The following is a 22,087-nucleotide window of genomic DNA, read 5'->3' as shown; positions in this document are numbered from 1 at the left end:
AAACTTCTCCTCAACAAGTTCACCGTAAGCCTTACGACTACACTTTTTCCATCATCTGTGCTAAAATCATTACTATTCAAGCAATGATTTCGATTTCAGTCTATGCTAATGGTACATAGAACTGAAATCCTTTAAAATTTAGTCACTAATGAATAGCATCATACATTCACAATATATAAAACGCAACGAAAGGATTTTAATTATGAACTGGCTTAAATACGAATTGCACACAAACACACATGACGCACCTATTATAGGAAACATCCTCTGTTCTATGGGTATCGACGGTTTTGAAATAAAAGACCATGTCCCTCTGACTGAAAAGGAGGAAAAACAAATGTACACAGATATTCCTGCCGATATGGGAGCTGATGACGGAAGTTCCATTCTTACTTTTTACACTGAAGTTCCCGGTGAGGAAAATACGGAATTTTTCAGCACCGGTTCTTCTATTAGGGACGAGGATATTTCTGACAGCGAAAAAGAAATATTAGAGCCTGAGGTTCTTATCAGAAGATTAAAAAAGAAGATTAAAAAAATCAAGAAATTTACCCACATAAAAATACCGCACATAAGCTATTCCATTGAGGATGACAGCCAGTGGAAAAATAAGTGGAAAGATAATTTTAAAGCTTTCAGGGTCGCTGATGATATTATCATAAAACCGACATGGGAGGAAGTTCCTGAGGATGCATCTGAAAATGACATAATAATGCAGATAGATCCCGGTTCTGCCTTTGGAACCGGAACTCACGAGACAACAAAACTCTGTCTTTTGTCACTCAGAAAATATATCACCACAGAAACCACGCTTCTTGATGCAGGCTGCGGAAGTGGAATCCTTGCGATATGCTCACTGCTCTGCGGTGCAAAATCTGCATTCTGTCTTGACATAGACCCATATGCAGTTGAGGCAACGATTGAAAATGCCGCACTTAATAATATAGAAGAAACACGCATCAAAGCTAAGCACCTTAATATACTTGAAGATACCGAAAATGTCCGAAACGAATTAAAAGAACCTGTTGACATTGCAGTTGCGAACATTCTCGCCGATGTTATCATACCGCTCTCAGACTGCATTGCAAACTTTATCAAACCCGGCGGTCTTTTTATCTCATCCGGAATACTAGCCGAAAAAGCTGACCTTGTCGAAGAAGCACTTCTAAAAAATAATTTTGAGATAATCGAGAAAAACACCCTTGGTGAGTGGGTATCATTTGTATGCAAATGTAAATAAAGCTAATGCGTTATGTACCCCATCATATGAACACAAAACCCCATAAGTTGTGCCTTATGGGGTTTTTTCCTGTAACTTTCCAAAAACTTTATTTAGCTTTCTTAGCAGCCTTTCCACTCTTATTGTGTGTTGCTTTTTTAATCGTGTACCAGAGTGTACCTGTTATACATACTGATGAGTATGCACCACAAACGATACCTGCAAGAAGCGGTATAGCAAACTCTCTTACTGAATCTACTCCAAGTATTGCAAGCATGAATACCATGAAGAATGTTGTAAGTGATGTATTGATACTTCTTGTCAATGTCTGTGTAATACTGTCATTTACTATCTCTGAAAGTCTCTCGTCAGTAATAGATGAACGTGTTCCAATGTTTTCACGGATACGGTCGAATATGACGATAGTCGCATTTATTGAGTAACCCACTATCGTAAGCATACAGGCAATAAATGTATTTCCTACTGAAATCTTTGCTGCTGCATATACAAGAAGCACTACTATAACATCATGAAGCAATGCAAGTACGGCACTTCCTGCGAATACAATATCTTTAAATCTAAACCAAATATAAATAAGCATACAGATTGCTGCTATTATTACCGCAAGTACGGCATCACGCTTCATCTCGCCTGATACCGAAGCACTGATACTCTGTATCTGGATATTTTTCTCTTTAATACTGTATTTCTTAGAAAGCTCATTTGTAACATTAGCTCTCTGTTCTTCTGTAAGCTCAACAGTCTTTACATTAAGTTCATTAGAACCTGAAACCTCTGATATTACTATATCGTTTGAGTTGCTGTTCTTTGCAAAGATAGACTCAACCTCTTTCTTAAGACTTGAATCAATCTTTGTATCTTTGCCAAATGGTATGTCATATGTTGTACCACCGAGGAAGTCAAGACCATAATTTAATATGTTTCCTGATGTTGCCTTATTTACTATAAGACAAACAACACATCCAGCAATAAGCACTCCTGAGATAACAAAGAATTTAACCCTGTTCTGAACGAATTTAATCTGTCTTCTAGGTTTCTCCACACCAAAATATTTTACATCATCCACACCAAGTGAATACATTGCCTGAAGAATATATTTTGTGATGTAAAGTGCAGTAAACATTGAGAGGATAATACCCATTGCAAGTGTTGTTGCAAAACCTCTTATAGTTCCTGATCCTTTTATATAAAGTACGAATGCGGCGATAAGCGTTGTAACATTACCATCAACGATGGCTGAAAGAGCTTTTTCAAAACCAAGCTTAATACTTGTCTGAACTGATTTGCCCTTAGCCAGTTCTTCCTTGATACGGGTAAATATGATAACATTCGCATCAACCGCCATACCTATATTAAGTATGATACCTGCCACACCCGGAAGTGTAAGCGTTATATTCAATCCGTTTAATGCTACAAGCATCAGCACGAGGTAAAAAACAAGTGCTATAGAAGCTGCAAGTCCCGGAAGTCTGTAGAATACAAGCATAAATATTACTACAAGAGCAAAACCTATTGCACCGGCAAGTAAACTTGTCTGAATGGCATCCTGACCAAGCTGTGCTCCAACTACCTGTGACTGGATTTCCTTAAGTTCTACCGGAAGTGCACCGATACGAATCATTGATGCAAGTTCTTCTGCCTTGTCATATGTGTCAAAGCTTCCGGAAATAACTGCTTTTCCGTCTGTAATCTCAGCCTGAACATTTGGATCAGAAAGCACTTTTCCGTCATATACAATATAAATCTTCTTTTTTGTAGGATAAGCGGCTTTTGTCGCATCCGCAAATAACTTTGTACCCTTTGCATTAAATGAAAGTTCAACTACATATTCTTTATTCTTTGTAACTTCATTCTGCTGTGTACCTGCCTCAGCCTTTTTGATATGTTTACCTGTACATACGGTCTTTGTGTATTGAGGATTTCCCTTTTTATCAAGCTTCATATCATCCTCTGCTACAAAGTCAAGTGAACCCTCTTTACCAAGTGATTTAAGAACCTCATCTGCATCCGCAACACCCGGTATATCAATCTCAATACGATTGTCACCCACCTGAACTACTGAAGACTCTGTGCTGTAAACCTCTGCACGCTGCTGCATCATCTGAATGGTATCTTTCATCTCCGTTGCCGTTGGATTGTCCTTAGTAGCTTCATATGTGATACTTACACCACCGGCTAAGTCCAAACCAAGTTTAATGTTTTTGGCACTGCCCTTATGTGCACTAGTGATACCTACTAATGTTATATAAGAACAGAGTCCGATTATTGCTATTATGATAAACAAATGCAATAATCCTTTTTTCTTGTCCTTCATGCTGTTTTTCTCCTTTTACTTAATACTTAAAACATGATTACCGTAGTTTACCGTACAATAAGCCACGCTAAATTGTATTATACCATAGCAAACAGCATATTGGCAAATTTTTTTAATAACTATTTTCTTCCACTCGCATAAACTTTTCCGGCTTTCGCCTTTATTCCTTTATAATAAAACAATTCATCTATCGTTACGAGCTGATACCCCTTTTTCCTTAACCTTGGAACAAGCTTCTTTACTGCATTTGCCGTACTCGGATAAAGATCATGCATAAGTATTATATCTCCATCCTTTACATTTTTGCACCCAGCAAGAATCTTTGCCGTATTTCTCCATTTCCAGTCATCTGTATCAACACTCCAGTACATCATCGGAATTTTGATGACTTTTCTCATAAGATCACTTATATTTCCATATGGAGGTCTGATAAGCGTCGCATTACATCCTATAACTGAGCGAAGTTCTCTATTTGTCTTTCTCATCTCAGATATAAGCTGCTTTTTATTCTTTTTACTTAAATCCTCATGGTCATATGTGTGGCTTCCAATCTGATTTCCCATGTCGTACGACTCTTTTAATATCTCTTTATATGTCTGTATTCTGTTTCCAACAACAAAGAATGTAGCCCTTGAATCATACTTTTTCAAAACCTTTAAAATCTTGGATGTAACCGGTGTGTATGGACCGTCATCAAATGACAAAGCTATCATCGGCTTGTCTTTGTCAAGATCTGTCCTTATCCACTTTTTTGCACCGACACCTGTATTCTGCGTTACGGCTTTCTTCGTAGGTGCCGGAGTTGCCGTCATGACCGGCTTCTTAGCTTTTTTTGTGTCTTTCTTTTTTATATTTTCCTGTGTATAATCTTTGCTGCCGCTGTTTCCTTTTCCATTTAATTTAATAATCGCAACAACAAACACAATAAGTATCACAACTAAAGCTATCGCCGCATTCATAAGAATAAATCTCGTCTTTTTAAGTTCACGCTCCCTGCGCCGCCTGCTTCGCACTGCTCTTTCTCTATAGCTTTCTATTCTCATTTCATCTCTGCGTTTCATAACACTCCCTGCCTTCCACTATGTTACTTTATATTCATGATAACACATTTTTTGTAATATGTGCTTACTTTTTTATTAAGTTTTATATATATTTTTAATGTTGCATTACAGTATAAAAAAAATAGGCTGTATTGCAGCAATCCCATAATTTCAGCCGGCCGTATTCTGCCGTCATTATTTATGTGAAATCATTCCACCTACCATGCCTGATGTCATACATATAATTCCATTAATAATCATACTGCTCTCAAATTTAAATGTCTTAAAAATTGCTGCACCTGCTGCTATAAGTACGGCAAAATACAATATCCCTGCCAGTATTCCCCAAAGATACCTGTTTTTTTCAAACATTTTTCCGGCAGTAAAGCCCCCCACAAGACTTACTATTATGTATGTCCCTGTGACAACGGCACTAACCATACTCTCATCTCCCGCACACTTCCATATTATTGCCGAAGTCGCAAATAATATTACCACGGTCAGTAAAATCTGAATTACCAATATTATCATATAATTTTTCACTATCTTCTCCGCCATAACAACCTCCATTCTGACCGGCATATACCTGCAAAGCCAAATATCCCTATTGGTGTGCCTAGATGTAATAAATAACATTTACACTTTGCCTTTGCATGACTAAACATCATTTACTGTTCACACCTTTCTTTTTCATGTCTATTCATTTTTATCCTTTTTTATGTTAAACTTTTGTTATATTACATGATGTCAGGGGCAAAATACCTTTTGCGGCATTCCAGACAACACTATAAAAAGTACATAAAAAAGAAATGAGGCATTACATGAACAATATGATAAAAACAGTAGACTTACACACACATTCAACTTTTTCAGATGGAACATTTTCTCCGGCAGAGCTTGTTAAAAAAGCAGTTGAAAAAAATCTCGCTGCATTTGCTCTCACCGACCACGATGCAGTAGGCGGAATAGAAAGTGCGATTACCGCCATTAAAGAACAAAACGCACCCGTTCTTTTTGTTCCCGGAACTGAACTTTCTGTAGGATATAAAGACGGGGATATTCACATAGTCGGGCTTTTTATCGACTACAAAAATCCTGCATTTACCAAAATTTCTGATCTTTTAGTTTCAAGAAGAGTTGAGAGAAACAAGGAAATGGTAGCAAAATTCAACAACGCTTCCATCAATATGACCTATGAAGAACTTCAGGATGGCAATCCTGACACCGTTATAACAAGAGCACACTTTGCAAGATGGCTTATAAAACACGGTATTGTAAAAAATGCTGCCGAGGCTTTTGATAAATATCTCGACACACATTGTCCATTCTATGTTCCAAGAAAATATATCACTCCTGAGGAGGGTATCGAACTTATTCTCGAATCGGGCGGTGTTCCTATCCTTGCACACCCTCTCCACTATAAACTCGAAGAAAAAGAACTTGAAACTCTTATCGTCCGTCTTAAAGCTGCCGGACTTAAAGGTATGGAGGCAAAATATTCAAATCACACGACACAGGATGAGACATATGCACGAAAACTTTGCAACAAATACGAGCTTCTTCCAAGCGGCGGCTCAGACTTCCACGGCAGTAACAAACCGGCTATAGATATGGGTACGGGCCGTGGAACATTGAGTATTCCTTTCGAGTATCTCATTAATATTGCAAAAGCCGCAAAGCCTTCAGAATTCACAAAAAATGTTTTGGATTATGCTGAAAATGCCTAGTGTACTGACAAAGTTTAAGTTTTCAAAAAAATTACAACCAAAAAAGTTTTAGAATTTTATAGATATTTATAATTTCAAAAAAATATTTGGATTTACCAAATATTTACAACAAGAACAAAGAGTCGCTTGCGACTCTTTCGCGCTTAAGCGGAATGCGTAGCATTTATTTCTTTTCCGCGAAATGCGCATCCTCACGGAGTGTTTTTATGTTATGGGAAACGAGAAGTTTCCTATAACATAAAAAAGCTGCAAATCCACAAAGATATGTGAATTTACAGCTTTTTAAATTTTATGGATAAGTCAAACGGATATTCTGAGTCCGCTCTGCTGCCTGTTCACAGCATTGCTTATATTGCCGTACATATCTTAAATGCGGCACAACAACTTATTTCTTTGTAGCTTTAGCTTCTTCTTCCTGCTTGTCTATCTCCACAATATTTTCCTTCTTCATAGGAATACGGCAGTTCTTGTTGTTTCCAAATTCTACGATAACTACTTCATCCATAATGTCGATTACAACACCGAAAAATCCGCTTGTTGTGAGTATGCTGTCACCTACTGCAAGCGTAGATACAAGTGCATCATGCTCTTTCTGCTGCTTCTTCTGTGGTCTGATTGCAAAGAACCAGAAAATCGCAATGATAGCCGCATATATTACAACCATACTTATTATACTCTGTGTTCCGCCTGCTTTTGTTGCTAACAATGTTGTTGTCAAATTCATTTTGCTTCCTCCTCAAGCTGTTCTAATTTTTTCTTTTTATATTCTTTAAAACACCCTTTTTCAATAGCATCACGAATTTCTTCCATCATGCTGTTATAGAAATAAAGGTTGTGCGTTACCATAAGTCTTAAACCAAGCATTTCCTTTGCCTTTAAGAGATGTCTTATATAAGCTCTGCTGTACTTACGGCAGGTAGGACAGTCGCAAGTCTCATCAAGCGGTCTGTCATCAAGCTCATATTTTTTATTCATAAGGTTCATCTTGCCGTGATTTGTATAGGCATGACCGTGACGGCCGTTTCTTGCCGGATATACACAGTCAAAGAAATCAACTCCACGCTCTACTGCCTCGAGAATATTTGCAGGAGTTCCGACTCCCATAAGATATGTCGGCTTGTCCTCCGGCAGATATGGTACTGTCTTTTCGATAATATCGTACATCTCAGCATGACTTTCACCTACTGCAAGCCCTCCAAGTGCATAACCGTCAAGGTTAAGCTCTGATATTCTCTTTGCGTGTTCTACTCGTATGTCCTCAAAAGTTCCGCCCTGGTTTATTCCAAAAAGAAGCTGGGACTTATTTATCGTAGTATCAAGCGAGTTAAGTCTGTCCATCTCCTTTTTACATCTCTCAAGCCATCTCGTTGTCCTGTCAACAGAATTCTGCATATACTGTCTTGTTGCAGGATGCGGAGGACACTCGTCAAATGCCATAGCTATCGTTGAAGCTATATTTGACTGAATCTGCATACTCTGTTCAGGTCCCATAAATATTTTTCTTCCATCTATATGGGAATTAAAATAAACGCCCTCCTCTTTTATCTTTCTGAGTCCGGCAAGCGAAAAAACCTGAAATCCGCCTGAATCGGTAAGAATAGGTTTGTCCCAAGTCATAAATTTATGCAATCCACCCATCTTTTTAACAATTTCATCACCCGGTCTGACATGAAGATGGTAAGTATTACTCAATACAACCTGTGTTTTCAAATGCTGCAAATCCTCCGTCGAAACTGCACCTTTCATTGCTCCAACTGTTGCAACATTCATAAATACCGGTGTTTCTATCGTTCCATGTACCGTTTCAAGACGGCCTCTTTTTGCACTGCCATCTTTACATAATATCTTATACATTTTTACTCCATTCTAATAAAATCAGTTTTATTTATAAACACTGTATTGTACGCTTTACGCACTGTCCGCACTATATAATACCAAACTGCTGTCTATAGCTAAACCAGTGCTTTTTGTTCACTCTTATTTTACGGACAATAAGGATATTAACACTGTGTGAACCTTTATGTCAACCTTTCCATTATAAACTTAACTACAAAATATATAACTATAAGCGGAAGTATTATCCTAAAGAATATTCCAAGAGCGACTGCACCTAGTGCAAGAACCAGTGCTGCCACCACTATGATAATTATTATTCCCAATAATTTATCATACCATTTTAAAGAAAAACGGTTGTAGCCATTATCATAATCATCTTCATAATTATTGTCATATGATGATGCATTATCATAATTTCCGCGATATTCGTCTCTTGCCTGTTTTGTATAAAAATCAGCCATAGGTCCTTTTTCAGCAATAAAACTGTCTATGATAGTCCTGGCTATAAGTCTTGGATCACCAAGTTCTTCAAGCACCTGACTTTCAGCTTTATCATTATTTTCAATATAATCCCTGTAATAACTTATATTTTCATTGATAACATCAGAAGGCACATTTCCCGCCAGACTATCCCTAAGTATGGATAAAAATTCGTTTTTAGTCATATAATATAATTACTCCTTCCGGGCATTATAGCTTAAAAATTTATGGTTATAATTTTTAGACAATGCAAAAAACACTGCATTTTAGTCGGTTTTTAGATAATTTTTATATTTTATTATAAAGGAAAAACAACTTTGCAGCAATATATACTGCAAAGCTGTCTGATAACTTTTCTAAGCCTTAAAATACCATTTTAATTATGGCTCACTTTTTAGTTAGCTTTTCCAACTGATCCGAAGAGTTCCATCTTCTCTTTTACAGTTGCTTTGATTGCTTCTGCACCAGGAGCAAGAAGTTTACGAGGATCAAATCCCTTTCCCTCTAAGTCCTTGCCAGCTTCGATATACTTACGTGTAGCTTCCTGGAATGCTAACTGGCACTCTGTGTTTACATTAATCTTTGCAACACCAAGAGAGATAGCTTTCTTAATCATATCAGCAGGGATTCCTGTACCACCGTGAAGAACGAGAGGCATATCTCCTGTCTTAGCCTGGATAGCATCAAGTGTCTCAAAGCTGAGTCCTGCCCAGTTTTCAGGATATTTACCGTGAATATTTCCGATACCTGCTGCAAGCATTGTAACACCAAGGTCTGCAACTTTCTTACACTCATCAGGATCTGCACACTCACCGGCACCGATAACTCCGTCTTCTTCTCCGCCGATTGAACCTACTTCAGCTTCAAGAGAAAGACCAAGAATATTACATGTATTTACTAATTCTGTTGTTTTCTGAACATTTTCATCGATTGGAAGGCTTGAACCATCAAACATGATTGAAGAAAATCCTGCGTTGATACAAGCTTTTGCACCTTCAAATGAACCGTGGTCAAGATGAAGTGCTACAGGAACAGTAATGTCTAATTCCTCAAGCATTCCCTCTACCATACCTACGACTGTTTTATAACCACACATATACTTTCCTGCACCTTCAGATACACCAAGGATAACAGGTGACTGTAATTCCTGTGCTGTCTGTAAAATAGACTTTGTCCACTCTAAGTTGTTGATGTTAAACTGACCTACTGCGTACTTACCAGCTTTAGCTTTTGTAAGCATTTCTTTTGCTGAAACTAATCTACTCATTTTAAAATCCTCCATCTTTAGACTTGTCCCTGATGTGTAGCAGGAACTTTATTTTCCCAGAACCTTTTAAACAAGGCTTTCTAGGCTTAACTTTTCTCAATCAGTTTTATTATATACTATTTCTTATAAAAATCAAATCATTTTTTTATATAGTGCCATCTTTCTGCCATAAAAAGATAATTTATAATGCAAAAAACAGTTGATTGTATTACAATATATTTTTATAGCAGAACCGTTACTCTATAAACTTTATCTTTTCCATATTAGCTTTTGCGACTTCTTTTCCCATCTCATATGTTTTTCTTAATGTGCTAACATCACTTTCAAGACTGTTTAGTTTACAGCGTGGTCTGAGTATTACTGCCTTGCCTGCTTTTTCGAGCTTTTCGCACATTTTTACAGACTCATTGTATTTGTCACATCTGTTAAGAAGTTCATCTGCTATCTTTGGATATTTTAATTTCATTATCTTTGCTATGTTTTTTTCTGATTTTCTTGGAGTTTTCACAAATCCGTCAGGCTGTGTAAGGACTATAAGCATCTTGTCACAACCATCCTCAAGGCATTTATCTATTGGAATGGGATTTGAAAGTCCCCCGTCATAATATTTTCTGCCATTTATCTTTGCCGGCGGACACGCACCCGGTAATGCACAGGTTGCACAAAACACCTCGAATGTCTCATCCACATCATTCTGGTTAAAATAATGTACCTTGCCGGTTTTCGCATCCGTCGTAACTATTACAAAGCTGCCTTTATAATCTTTGAAAGTTTTCATATCGAATGGGTCAAGACTGTTTGGTATCTCTCTGAACACAAAGTCAAGCCCAAATATACTTCTTTCTTTTATAAAATTTCTTTTACTTAAATACCTTTTATCATTGCGATATTTTTCAAGTATCCTTATGTTTCTCTCTTTCTGCTTTGAAATATATGATGCAGCATCCGCCGCACCTGCTGAAACACCTATACAATACGGAAAAATAATATCCTCTTCCAGTAACGCATCCATCACTCCGCAACTGAAAACCGGTCTGAACGAACCACCTTCAAATAATACTCCTGTCATGAATTTCCCTCTACGATCTTTCTTATATTTTCATCGCCTGTCACCTGATACAAAACTTCCATACATTCTAATCCGGAAGCCTTGTCCCCCTGCTCCAGTTCAAGCTGTCCTGCCCTGAAAAGTATAGCAAGCGTTGTCTCTGATATACCGACAGGCAGTTTAATTTTCTTTACATCCTTTTGTATCTGCTCAACAGTATATTCCGGGCACTCCCTGCCAAGAGCAGTTTCAAGGAAGTTAATCTCACTGTCGGCAGTCTTGCTGTGACTGAACATATTGCTGTATGTATATAGCATCATTGCCTTTTCGGGCTCTTTTTTCTCCACATAATAATAAGCTATATTTCGATAATAACGGGCAATATCCGCCCTCGTATATATAAATTTGTGAAGTTCTTTTGTCGTTTCTTTAAGTTTTTTAAGTTCCCCAAGCTGTTTTAAGCACTCGGTCTTTTCCCAGTAAATATCCATATCGACCCGATTCCACTCCGCTGCCTTCTCCAGTTTTTCATATGCTTTGTCAAAATGCATCCTCTCCATATATTTTTTTGCAAGAGAATGATACATACGATGCATGGGATACCTCACCGCCTCATAATCTCTCGTCTTAAAATAATATTCAAACAGATAAAACTCTAAAATATGATTTGCACATAAAACAGTTCTGCCATCTGTTTTAAGTGTATCTGCTATCACATCAACCATTTCCGATGCTTTTTCGAGTTTGTTGCTTTTCTGGTACTGCTGAAATAATTTTATGTTTTCTTCGATATTCATAGCGGTGCCTCCTCTTGTTGTGGTTTGTAAATTTCTCTATAAAAATATTACTAAATATATTTTTCGATAAACTCTCCGGGAGTAATTATCTCTGGTTTTTCTATATTTACATCAGAAAAATCCTTGTCTCCCGTAATCAATATATCCACATCCTCTATTATTGCCGTATATAAAACCGGATAGTCTTTACAGTCTCTTATATTAAAAAGAGTTTCATCCATTTTCTTAGGTGTATAAACATATTCATAGCTCATTACCATGAGTAACTTTTCTATCGCATATTCCTTAGCAGGAAACTTGCGTTTTACAACGCTTTTTAGTTCTTCAACTACATAAGAAGATAAAACGAGCTGATGTTGTGTAAAAATATAATCCATCATATCATTCATTCTTTTACTCGGAAATAATAATGCTGATATAATCACGTTTGTATCAAGCATAATTCTCATCTGTCCACAACACCCTCTTTCCTCAATTCTTTAATCATATTTACAACATCTTCATCATCTCTAAGTCCTACTCTGTCAGCTTCACCCGCAAATTCCATCTGAGCTTCTCTGAAAGCATCCATTGATGAATTTATCATATATATTCTTCCTGCTTCTTCAACAAACAACACTTTATCACCATTTTTCAGACCAAGCTTTTTACGAATATCAATAGGAATTGTTACCTGCCCCTTAGATGTAACTTTTGCTAAATCCATCTTTCTTCCTCCCTTCACTGTAAGAAATCCCTTACTTTCATTGTAATATCAGTATAATCATTTCCGATATAAATAGCAACTTATATCTTTATTCTGCCTGATGTGAAAATCTATATTCATCATCCAATATACAACTCATGTGTTTTACAACTTTTTTCTCTTTTCCGTCACTACATTTAGAAATGAGATAAGAACAATCTCTTAATTCTTGAAATATTACTTCTCATTTTAAAAAGAAAATAGTCTGAGCGGTTAAACTCAGACTTAAATTTTCTTATATAAAATTGCAATTCATAATCATTGAACTAATAAAATCAAACAATACTTATTTATTCTTATTATAAATCTTACTCTCAAATGTTCCGTCTTCAATGTTTATAAATCTGATAAAAAGCGATACCTTATTATCTTCATTTAAGCTGTTCCATACAAGCTCGCCAAACTCATCCATATCATTTGGTATCTCAACAAGCTTTGGCTCTCCCTCAAAACTTGGAAGCGGATTTCCATCATGCATATATGTATGGATAAATCTTCCCTCGCCTGCGACCGGATTTTCATAGTCAAATGTAAATCTGTTGCAGCAGTCAGGATTTCCGTTATTGCTTTTAAGGATAGACATTGAATAGTCAAATCCGCCGTCTTCCACATGAAGTATAGCTGAAATCCTAGGTGTGAAGTTTGGCTCATCAGGCTCAAACTCTCTTGTGCAGAGTGACTGTTCAAATGTAGAACCATCCTGCATAAGCTCATATACCGTATCTGTCTGATCACCGTTTGTAACTATTGTGTCATTGCCAAGAACACGGACAGGTGCGTATATTATAAGACTTGGGTCTGTAAGCTTTGACGGGTCAAAAGCCTGTGTGCGGATTCCGTCGCCATCTGTCACAAATACCCTGTTTCTGCTGTTTTCACTTCTGCCCATGATAAAATATGCGATTGCTGCATGCTTTCCGTCAGCAGTCTTTCCGACAACAATGCCTCTACCCGGATATGTATTTGAAGCGAGTTCATTATTTAAAGATACTTTTTCCATAAAAACCTCCGTTTTTTCCGTAATGTACTCTCGAAATCTTCTGAACGAAAAATTCAAGATGAATTTTTTACGATTATTACATCTTAGTGATGGAATAATCTAAGTCCGGTGAATGCCATGAGTATTCCAAATTCGTTGCAGGCATCGATTACAGACTGGTCATTCTTTGAGCCGCCTGCCTGTGCAACATACTTGACACCACTCTTATTTGCACGCTCGATATTGTCGCTGAATGGGATAAAAGCATCTGAACCGAGTGTAACTCCGTCAAGATTTTTAATCCACTCCGCGCGTTCCTCTCTTGTCATAGGTTCAGGCTTCTCTGTGAAGAACTGCTCCCATTTGCCGTCTGCAAGAACATCCATATATTCATCTGAAAGATATACATCTATAGTATTGTCCCTGTCAGGTTTTCTGATGTCATCCTTAAAAGGAAGATTAAGTGCTTTTGGTGACTGGCGTAAGAACCACTTGTCTGCTTTATCCCCTGCAAGTCTTGTACAATGGATGCGTGACTGCTGTCCTGCACCAATACCGATTGCCTGTCCGTCTTTTACATAACATACTGAATTTGACTGTGTATATTTAAGTACAATATTTGCAATTATCATATCATTTAATGCATCTTCTGAGAGTTCTTTCTTCTCAGTTACAATATTTGCAAAAAGTTCCTTTGTTGTCTTGACCGTGTTGTGTCCCTGCTCAAATGTGATTCCGAATACATCTTTTGTCTCAAGCGGTGCTGCTTCATAATCAGGGTCAATCTTGATAACACAGTAATTTCCACGCTTTTTGCCCTTAAGTATCTCAAGTGCTTCGTCCGAATATGACGGTGCAATGATGCCATCTGAAACAAGCGACTTAAGATATTTTGCTGTTGCTTCGTCACACTCATCTGAGAGTGCCACAAAATCACCGAAAGATGACATTCTGTCAGCTCCTCTTGCTCTGATGTAAGCTGTCGCCATAGGAGTAAGTTCTATATCATCATCTACGAAATAAACCTTTTTCATAGTGTCCGTAAGAGGTACATCTATAGCGGCTCCGGCAGGACTTACATGCTTAAATGAAGCTGCTGCGACATGACCTGTAGCCTCTTTTATTTCCTTAACAAGCTGCCAGCTGTTAAAAGCATCCAGAAGATTTATATATCCCGGCTTTCCGTTTAAAACCTCAAAAGGCAGGTCACTTCCATCTTTCATAAATACTCTTGCTGGTTTCTGATTTGGATTGCATCCGTATTTTAACTGAATTTCGTTCATTAAATATCTCCTTTCGTAAATGAAATATAAAAAAACCGACACTTCCGGGAACTTTTCTGCCCAGACGGTCGGCTGTCAAACTGTTATACTCCCTGTGGTCACTTCCACTTCCGTCAGTCATATAACTAAATTTAGTTTATCATAATTTATTTCACTCTGCAAGTTCTTTTTCTTCTATTATCTGCTTTGCTTTTCTCTTTACTTTAGCTTTGAAATGCTCCCTGTCTACTGCAAGAGCGAGTCCCATCTCCGCCATCGTAAATACAACTGCTGAACCTCCATAACTTATAAATGGCAGTGATACGCCTGTGTTTGGTATTATCATAAGAACGACAAATATATTTACAACAACCTGGAGTGCTATATGTATCGCAATGCCTGCAACCATAGCACGACCAAATACCGTTTCTGCTCTCCCTGCTATCTTAAACAACTGATAAATAAGGTATATAAACATCATTATCAGTATCCCTGCACCAAGTATCCCAAGTTCTTCACATATAACGGCAAATATCATATCGTTCTGTGCCTCAGGAATTTTAGAAAGCTTCTGGACACTGTTTCCAAGTCCTTTTCCGGAAAATCCTCCTGATGCAACCGCATAGAGTGCCTGGAGGGACTGATAACTCTCATCATCCGCATATTTAAGCGGTGCAAGCCATCCCAAAAAACGCCTGGTTCTGAAACTGTAATCCTTGGGATTTACATTCAATTTGATAAGATTTCTAAGGTGATTTATATAATAATATACACCGACACCTCCGGCTGCAACAACTCCAATATGTATCTTCCAAAATGGAGTCATAATAAAAGTCATTCCGAAAATTATACCGCCGATTATAATGGCTGAGGAAAGATTGGAACTGACTTTAAATAAAAAAAGTACCGAAAGCATTGACGGAATCCATATAAATAACAACACTCTTATTTTGTTTCTGTGATTGATATATTTTGATATCATTGCTGCGACCCACAGAATAATGAGTATCTTTGATACCTCAGCAACCTGCAGTGAAAGCGGTCCTATCTTTATCCATCTAACTGCACCCTTTGCCGCAACTTTAAGCGGTGAAAATAATGTAAGCGTCACAACTATCGACATGATATATATAAGCCATGATAAAGATATTTTTTTATTTTTTAAAGCTTTTATATTCTTAAACAAATGAGATTTTGAAAAACGATAAATATATAATTGATTATAATTACACAATCGTATGACAAGCATAACACCAAATCCCAGAACAACATTAAATATCTGCTTCTTTGCAAAATACATACCATCGTAATTGTACTTTGGACTCAGACTGCAATTATAGCTTGATGCACTGTATATCATGATAATTCCAAATACATTCAGCATGAAAAGAATCATGATTACTTTTATGTCAACTCTTTCCTGACTGTCTATATATGAAGCAAGCGCACGTCTTGCTGATGGTTTTCTAAGCATTCGCCTGCCACCTCCGGATAATAGTATCATTTCATAATGATATTGACAGCAATCTTTATGCAGAGTATATCACTATCTGTTCCAGACCCCTGTATCATATAATTTAACACAAAAAAAACATAAAGTCCATTATAAATCACAATCTGACTGACAATTCGTAACAGTTCAGCCAAAAAAAGATAAGTCAATAATACACGAGCTTGCTCGATGTATTATTGGCTTGTTTTTTTGGGCGGAATAGCCTTTCATTTCTGAAATGAGTAAACATAAGCTGCATAGCAGCGACTGACAGCTCGCTGGCAGGTTTATGAATGTAAGAAATGCAAGGCTGAACTGTTACGACAATTCAGATAAAAATGGCAAAACAGGCAATACAATGAACTTGTTCATTGTATTGCCTGTCATATTTTTATATTGGAACTTTTACCAAACAAGAACATTTATTATCGCTGTTACTTTATTGGATTTTTAGTTCCAAAACAAATTTTATAAAATTTTGCTATTTAACGGTAACTTTAATCGTCTTAGATGCCGCCTTATACTTAGAAGTCTTTTTACTTGTTATCTTAATGGAAACCTTTCCCTTTTTCTTAAGTGCTTTTATCGTGAGTTTATTCTTCTTAAATTTAACTTTAACAATCTTTGCATACTTCTTTGAAAGTTTTGCCATTGAAAGTTTTGCTTTTGAGTTCACTGAAACTGAAAGTTTAACAGTTTTCTTTCTCTTAACGGTTACGGAAGATACTTTCTTCTTTCCTTTCTTAACCGTAATGGCTGCACTCTTAAGCTTCTTTGTTGCCGGTTTCTTTGTCGGTGCCGCCGTCGGAGTCTGTTCAGGCTCTGTGCTTGGCGATACTGATGGTGTAACAGCCGGTTCATTGCTTGGTGACACCGTCGGCTCTGCCGATGGGTTTGTCGTTGGTTTCTGTGTAGGTACTTCTGTCGGTTTTACTGTCGGAGTCTGACTTGGCACATCTGTCGGTTTTGTTGTTGCCGACGAACCTGGCGCAGGAGTCTGACTTGAAGCCGGTTTCTGCGATGGAGTAACCGTCGGGGTTACTGTTGGAGTAGGGGTAGGTGTTGAAACCACTGCGTTTTTCTTCCACACGGCATATAAACTTATAGTTCCACCTGTCTCCGCAAGCTTCTTATCAATGCTTTGTTCATCATTATATATAACTGTTCCATTTGCTGTTTCTGCCCAGCCTGCAAATGTATATCCGGTTCTTGAAAATCTACACTTACTAAGTTTGAACTTAGTATTATTTAATGCTATCTGATTTGACATTGAGCCACTTCCGCCATTTGAGTTAAACTTAATTGTAAACCGATGCGTATCCTCCCATACCGCATACAATATAACTGTCTGATTTTTTTCTGCAAGGTCTGTTAAAATTTCCTGTGCATTTTTGTATAAGACAATTCCATCTTTTGTTGTTGCCCATCCGCTAAACTTGTAACCGCTGCGAACATATGTGTTTTCTATAAGTCGTATTCCACAGCCTGGTTTTCCATACTGTAAAATCTCCTCTCCCGCAGCTCCATTTGCATTGTATTTTACAGTATATGAATCTTCTTTCCAAACCGCATACAATACAACCGCCTCTGTTGCTTCTGCAAGATTTTTTACACTCTGCTCATCCTTATAGTCAACTGCTCCATCAGGAGTTTTAGACCATCCGATAAATTCATATCCGTCGCGAGTAAATTCATTCTTTTTGAGCTTCTGCGACTCATCAACAGTAAATTCCTGTGTTTCTATAGTCGTTCCTGCTGCTACATGATTAGGACTGTAACATACTGAATATTTTTGGCTTGCAGCTGCTTCATAGATACGGACATTATCAAATCCTGCAACACCCTGATATCTTCCACTCAGATACCATAATCCTTTCACATCTGAGATACTGCTCATTGCAATATCCATTGTCTTAAGTGTCTTTCCTGATGCATCCGTTATATCTAATGTGACCTTTTTGTTGGTCTTATCAACAGTCGTCTTAAAATGTGTCCATGTATTCTTTGCAATAGTTACTGTATCTGTCTTTGCTGTTGAAGCCGTACTTCCTGATGAAATCTTCCAATTTGTGGAATTTGTTGTGTCTAAACTCCACAGATATGAAGTATTTGCCAACGCACTATTTGTCTTATTATAATCTGACGCAGCCAATGCCATCTGCGAAGCCTGACCATTTCCAGCCGTAAGCTTTGTATCAAACTCAACTACATATTTGTCAGGCAATGTAACATTTCCAAATGAAGTGTATGCACTTCTTGAGTTCTGTGCTCCCGGTGCAAACTGCACATACCCCTTATATGCATCGTCACTCTCACCTGCTAATGTAAGCGAGTTCTGTGCACTTGTTGATGTCCATCCTGCCGTCTTTGCATCCGTATCTGCATTATAATTCTTGAAGAATATACTCTGCTGCTGCATGGCTTTTTCCTGAATCTGCTCAGCATTTTTTGAATTGACAAGTTCTTCCTTTTCTGAATTATATAATGCTGCAACATCACCTATATTCAATGCCCTGCTGTAAATTCGTACATTATCCATATATGCCGGAGCCGAACCCCAGAAAGAGCCGTGTCCAAGATAAAACTTATCTGATGATGAAATGACACTAAGCATATCCTCGGCAGCAGCTGCATATGATGAACCTGCATATAATGTATATTTAGATTTATCGCATACAAACTTTCCATCAACATATATTCCAAAATTACTCTTTCCAAGTGATACTGTTACATAGTGCCACTGATTTGTCGAAATATTCCCTGTAGTTTTGTCAGCCCTATTAAAATCAAACCACTTATTGATTCCATTCACCGTTCCGTTATATCCAAGATATGCATTCGGAGTAAAAAATACTCTGCCGTCTTTTGAATCAGATGAATCAGTATCATAAAAGCTCCAGAGTGCATCCCACAAATCTTCACTCGGACAATTTACCCACTGTGAAACAGTCACTCCACTTAATGTTTTTCCTTTTAACGGATTACTAAATTCTGTATAACTTTCATTTCCATTAGCACCAAATCCCTGGTTTAATACATTTCCGCTTCTGTCCTTATTATATTCAATAGTAGGAGTAGTTCCTGAACCGCGTTTTTTCGCTGTACCTGTCTGAGTCGTATCAGCTTCATTTCTAAGTCCATTCTCAAATGTATAATTTGCTTCAAGACCAGAATCTTTATCAGCCATTTTATCTGTTGTTACAATAGTTTCATATGTCTTTTTTGTTGAATAATTATTATAGGTTATAGTTGCTGTCAGTGTCACTTTTACATCCTTTGAAGCATCAATAACCTCACCCTTATCAGACATTACCGATGTATCAGAAGATGACCAGCTTATCTTAGAACCATTATCTCCGTTTGTAGGAAGCGAAAGGTCTACATATGTTTTTTCAGGAACAGTTACTTTCATCATTCCTGCATCTTTTATGACTATTGCTTCATCTGTATAACCTTTTGTTCCCCAGAAAGTTACATTGTTATTTCCAACGGTTGTAAAACACATTGTTTCGTATGCAGTGCCTTCTATCTTCTGTTTTATAAATACCCCCTGATAAACAACTCCACCCGCTACGATAGTCACGTATGGCCCGTCTTCTGACTGCACCCATGAACCTGAATAATCACCTGTAACAGTTCCATTTTTATTAAGCTTGATAGTTTCTTCATTGCAACATTCAAGGTTATTATTGTCAACCTTTTGTTTGTGTAATATAACTTTGTATTCTCCTTCTACTTCATCATTGCTATATGCAGACTTAGATAATGTCTCGCCGGAATACTCAAACGGTGTCGCAACAAGACCTCCGTTTTTAGCCTTAAATAACTGATGCACTCTTACCTGATGTCCCTCAGTTCCATCATTAAATCGTGTATGATAAACAACATATGCTTTTCCATCGTCATCTGCTACCGCTGAATTATGACCCTCTGCTACACGCCCTTTGTCAAGATAACTCCACTTATAATATGACATAAGACGCTCACCGACAACTCCGTTTGTATTTCCTGCATCTGTGCTTGTAGTATCGGACTGACTGCTACCATATCTCGCATCATTTCCAGCCACATCCTTATATGGACCATTTATTTTGTCTGATGCAAAAACACGCATATTATATCCACCCTTTGCAGCAAAACCACCATATGAAACAAATAAATAATATTTACTTCCTATTTTTTCTATATAAGAAGCTTCTCCTGATTTCTGATTTCCACCTGCAAGTTTATATCCCATATAAGGGTCACTCTCATTATCTTTATATGTATGCTCAATCGAAGCATCACGAAGTCCCGTACTTGTACTAAGTTCAAACATCCAGATACCACCTGACCATGAGCCATAACTCATCCAAAGTCTTCCTTCTGAGTCATATGTTACACAAGGGTCAATAGCGTGTGCCCCGTAATAATTATTCCAATTTGTTTTGCTACATACATTTTTGCCATCATTGTATGAAGGTGTATATGAACCCCTTTTGTAGTGTTCTGAAATAAACTTTTTAGCATTTTCATCCGAACCGACTATATTCGCAAAGTCAGTATCCTTATAATCATGAACTCCTGACTCAGTAAATCCAGAATACACAACTGTACCTCTGTTTGTCCAATCACCATCCAAATCATCTGATGTAAGAAGTACAATGCTTGAGTTCCATGAGTTACCATTTATACTCATATACATACACCATGCTCCCTTTGAACCGTCCGAATTAACGTAATCAGGATTCCATATTACACCAGGTGCCCATAAATTTCCATCCCACTGGTATGATGCATCACCCTGCTTAGCCCAGTTGAACGCATCTTTAAACAAAGCCTGACAAGTCGTGTCATTATTTATATTATTCTGAAAATAGTTCCAATTCTGCATATCGGTCGACCATGCAAAAGCTCTGTGCGAACCAAATATAAAATAAACCTTTTTTCTTGTTTTAGCAGTATTCTGAACACCATATATTTTTACATTTTTATTCCCCGTATATTTAGTATCAGTATAACCTATTACAACAGATGGATCATGTACTGTTACATGATTTTTCTGATTACTGCTGTTGAAATATGTATTATATTTACTCTGAACTTCAGAAGCTGAAATCTCTGTCGGTTCTGATGATTCAGTTGTATTATCAGTCATGTCTACAGCTTTAATATTTGAAAGAGTACATTTTTCTCCTGTAAGATGCATTCCGACAGTATCTTCAAACTTACCAAATTCAATCGTATTTCTCAATGAGTAAACTTTTGAATTATCTTTATTATCGACAATATTATATTTCAATACAACTGACCTTTCTGCCCTATGAATATCTACCGTAACACTGGCATCTTCCATAGATTTTGCAAAGTCATCCCACACAAAATTTATATTATCCCATGTCGCTTTTGAGCCATCATTATTATGGTTATATTTATCACCACCATAAAACCAGCCATAATTATCAGCTCTTGCAGTATATCCGCTGTTTTCCCCATTGTTTGTATCCCATATTTCAACAGCAAAATTAAACCAATTTGCAGATGAATCTTTAGTTTTATTCGTAAATGTATAACGAACATCGAAATTACCACTTAAATATTCATCCCCTGATTTATTAGTGAATCCTGTATCAATATCGACAATATCAGATGTATTTTCACCAAATTTGCTTTTTTCATCCGCTTTTACAGTCTGGACAATGTTCTTATTGGGCACTGCCGTAAGTGCAATCACTGCTGACATGGCAATAGCTACCGCTTTTTTAATCTTATGTCTTACCATATGCTTATCTCCTTTTCAATACTTTGCAATTTTTTGTTATGTTGGATTCAAAATGTATTTTGCAAGATGTTAAGATCATACATTGCAATCTGCTTTTAA

General features: G+C 37.3%; 17 protein-coding genes and 1 riboswitch. Of the genes, 2 read left to right on the top strand and 15 right to left on the bottom strand.

What is annotated here, in order from left to right:
- The first annotated feature begins 202 nt into the window (after positions 1-202).
- Entirely contained in the window at positions 203-1,240 is a 1,038-nt protein-coding gene (prmA, locus tag DWZ63_RS12180) for a 50S ribosomal protein L11 methyltransferase (protein ID WP_182431518.1), read from the top strand.
- 88 nt (positions 1,241-1,328) lie between these two features.
- Here the strand turns inward: prmA and DWZ63_RS12175 are convergent, their stop codons facing one another.
- The 3 genes from DWZ63_RS12175 to DWZ63_RS12165 form a co-directional block, all read right to left on the bottom strand.
- Positions 1,329-3,554, bottom strand: a complete 2,226-nt coding sequence (locus DWZ63_RS12175; protein WP_022015029.1) for a protein translocase subunit SecDF — start codon at positions 3,552-3,554, stop codon at positions 1,329-1,331.
- Positions 3,555-3,673: 119 nt separating this feature from the next.
- Positions 3,674-4,615 carry a polysaccharide deacetylase family protein gene (locus DWZ63_RS12170; RefSeq protein WP_055945743.1) on the bottom strand — a complete coding sequence of 314 codons (942 nt, stop codon included), beginning with the start codon at positions 4,613-4,615 and terminating at the stop codon, positions 3,674-3,676.
- Between the two features lie 174 nt (positions 4,616-4,789).
- Positions 4,790-5,152: a TIGR04086 family membrane protein gene (locus DWZ63_RS12165; protein ID WP_182431517.1), complete on the bottom strand. Its 363-nt coding sequence runs from the start codon at positions 5,150-5,152 to the stop codon at positions 4,790-4,792.
- A gap of 263 nt (positions 5,153-5,415) precedes the next feature.
- On the opposite strand from DWZ63_RS12165, the gene DWZ63_RS12160 reads away from it, so the two are divergent.
- Complete coding sequence (locus DWZ63_RS12160) at positions 5,416-6,321, top strand: PHP domain-containing protein (RefSeq protein ID WP_182431516.1); 906 nt, start codon at positions 5,416-5,418, stop codon at positions 6,319-6,321.
- 385 nt (positions 6,322-6,706) lie between these two features.
- Here the strand turns inward: DWZ63_RS12160 and yajC are convergent, their stop codons facing one another.
- The 12 genes from yajC to DWZ63_RS12100 form a co-directional block, all read right to left on the bottom strand.
- Positions 6,707-7,045, bottom strand: a complete 339-nt coding sequence (gene yajC / locus DWZ63_RS12155) for a preprotein translocase subunit YajC (RefSeq protein ID WP_118500039.1) — start codon at positions 7,043-7,045, stop codon at positions 6,707-6,709.
- Positions 7,042-8,175 carry a tRNA guanosine(34) transglycosylase Tgt gene (gene tgt, locus DWZ63_RS12150; RefSeq protein WP_022015034.1) on the bottom strand — a complete coding sequence of 378 codons (1,134 nt, stop codon included), beginning with the start codon at positions 8,173-8,175 and terminating at the stop codon, positions 7,042-7,044. The genes yajC and tgt overlap by 4 nt, the downstream gene beginning before the upstream one ends.
- Before the next feature lie 164 nt (positions 8,176-8,339).
- The gene (locus DWZ63_RS12145; protein ID WP_055945736.1) at positions 8,340-8,822 is read right to left on the bottom strand and encodes a hypothetical protein; all 483 of its coding nucleotides are present in this window, start codon (positions 8,820-8,822) and stop codon (positions 8,340-8,342) included.
- Between the two features lie 209 nt (positions 8,823-9,031).
- Positions 9,032-9,904 (bottom strand): class II fructose-1,6-bisphosphate aldolase, encoded by an 873-nt coding sequence (gene fba, locus DWZ63_RS12140; protein ID WP_055945734.1) that lies wholly within the window; start codon positions 9,902-9,904, stop codon positions 9,032-9,034.
- Positions 9,905-10,139: 235 nt separating this feature from the next.
- On the bottom strand, positions 10,140-10,973 hold the full coding sequence (locus tag DWZ63_RS12135) for a patatin family protein (protein ID WP_055945732.1): 834 nt from the start codon (positions 10,971-10,973) through the stop codon (positions 10,140-10,142).
- A complete protein-coding gene (locus DWZ63_RS12130; protein ID WP_118500038.1) occupies positions 10,970-11,749 on the bottom strand; it encodes a hypothetical protein in 780 nt (259 codons plus the stop codon). Before DWZ63_RS12130 ends, DWZ63_RS12135 begins: the two co-directional genes overlap by 4 nt.
- A 50-nt stretch (positions 11,750-11,799) precedes the next feature.
- On the bottom strand, positions 11,800-12,198 hold the full coding sequence (locus DWZ63_RS12125) for a putative toxin-antitoxin system toxin component, PIN family (RefSeq protein WP_055945728.1): 399 nt from the start codon (positions 12,196-12,198) through the stop codon (positions 11,800-11,802).
- Entirely contained in the window at positions 12,195-12,455 is a 261-nt protein-coding gene (locus DWZ63_RS12120) for an AbrB/MazE/SpoVT family DNA-binding domain-containing protein (RefSeq protein ID WP_118500037.1), read from the bottom strand. Before DWZ63_RS12120 ends, DWZ63_RS12125 begins: the two co-directional genes overlap by 4 nt.
- A 325-nt stretch (positions 12,456-12,780) precedes the next feature.
- Positions 12,781-13,494, bottom strand: coding sequence for an IMP cyclohydrolase (locus DWZ63_RS12115; protein ID WP_022015039.1), 714 nt, complete (start codon positions 13,492-13,494; stop codon positions 12,781-12,783).
- An 83-nt stretch (positions 13,495-13,577) separates the two neighbouring features.
- Entirely contained in the window at positions 13,578-14,756 is a 1,179-nt protein-coding gene (locus DWZ63_RS12110; protein WP_118500036.1) for a phosphoribosylaminoimidazolecarboxamide formyltransferase, read from the bottom strand.
- Positions 14,757-14,807: 51 nt separating this feature from the next.
- Positions 14,808-14,887, bottom strand: a riboswitch (ZMP/ZTP riboswitch).
- A 20-nt stretch (positions 14,888-14,907) separates the two neighbouring features.
- Positions 14,908-16,209, bottom strand: a complete 1,302-nt coding sequence (locus DWZ63_RS12105; protein WP_182431515.1) for an FtsW/RodA/SpoVE family cell cycle protein — start codon at positions 16,207-16,209, stop codon at positions 14,908-14,910.
- A 499-nt stretch (positions 16,210-16,708) separates the two neighbouring features.
- The gene (locus DWZ63_RS12100; protein WP_118500034.1) at positions 16,709-21,988 is read right to left on the bottom strand and encodes a glycoside hydrolase family 43 C-terminal domain-containing protein; all 5,280 of its coding nucleotides are present in this window, start codon (positions 21,986-21,988) and stop codon (positions 16,709-16,711) included.
- Positions 21,989-22,087 lie beyond the last annotated feature (99 nt).

It is taken from the genome of Clostridium sp. AF34-13, from assembly GCF_003477845.1.
In the GTDB taxonomy this organism is placed as follows: domain Bacteria; phylum Bacillota; class Clostridia; order Lachnospirales; family Lachnospiraceae; genus Butyribacter; species Butyribacter intestini.
The sequence above is the reverse complement of the archived record's forward strand: the minus strand, read 5'-3'. Positions and strand labels throughout refer to the sequence as shown.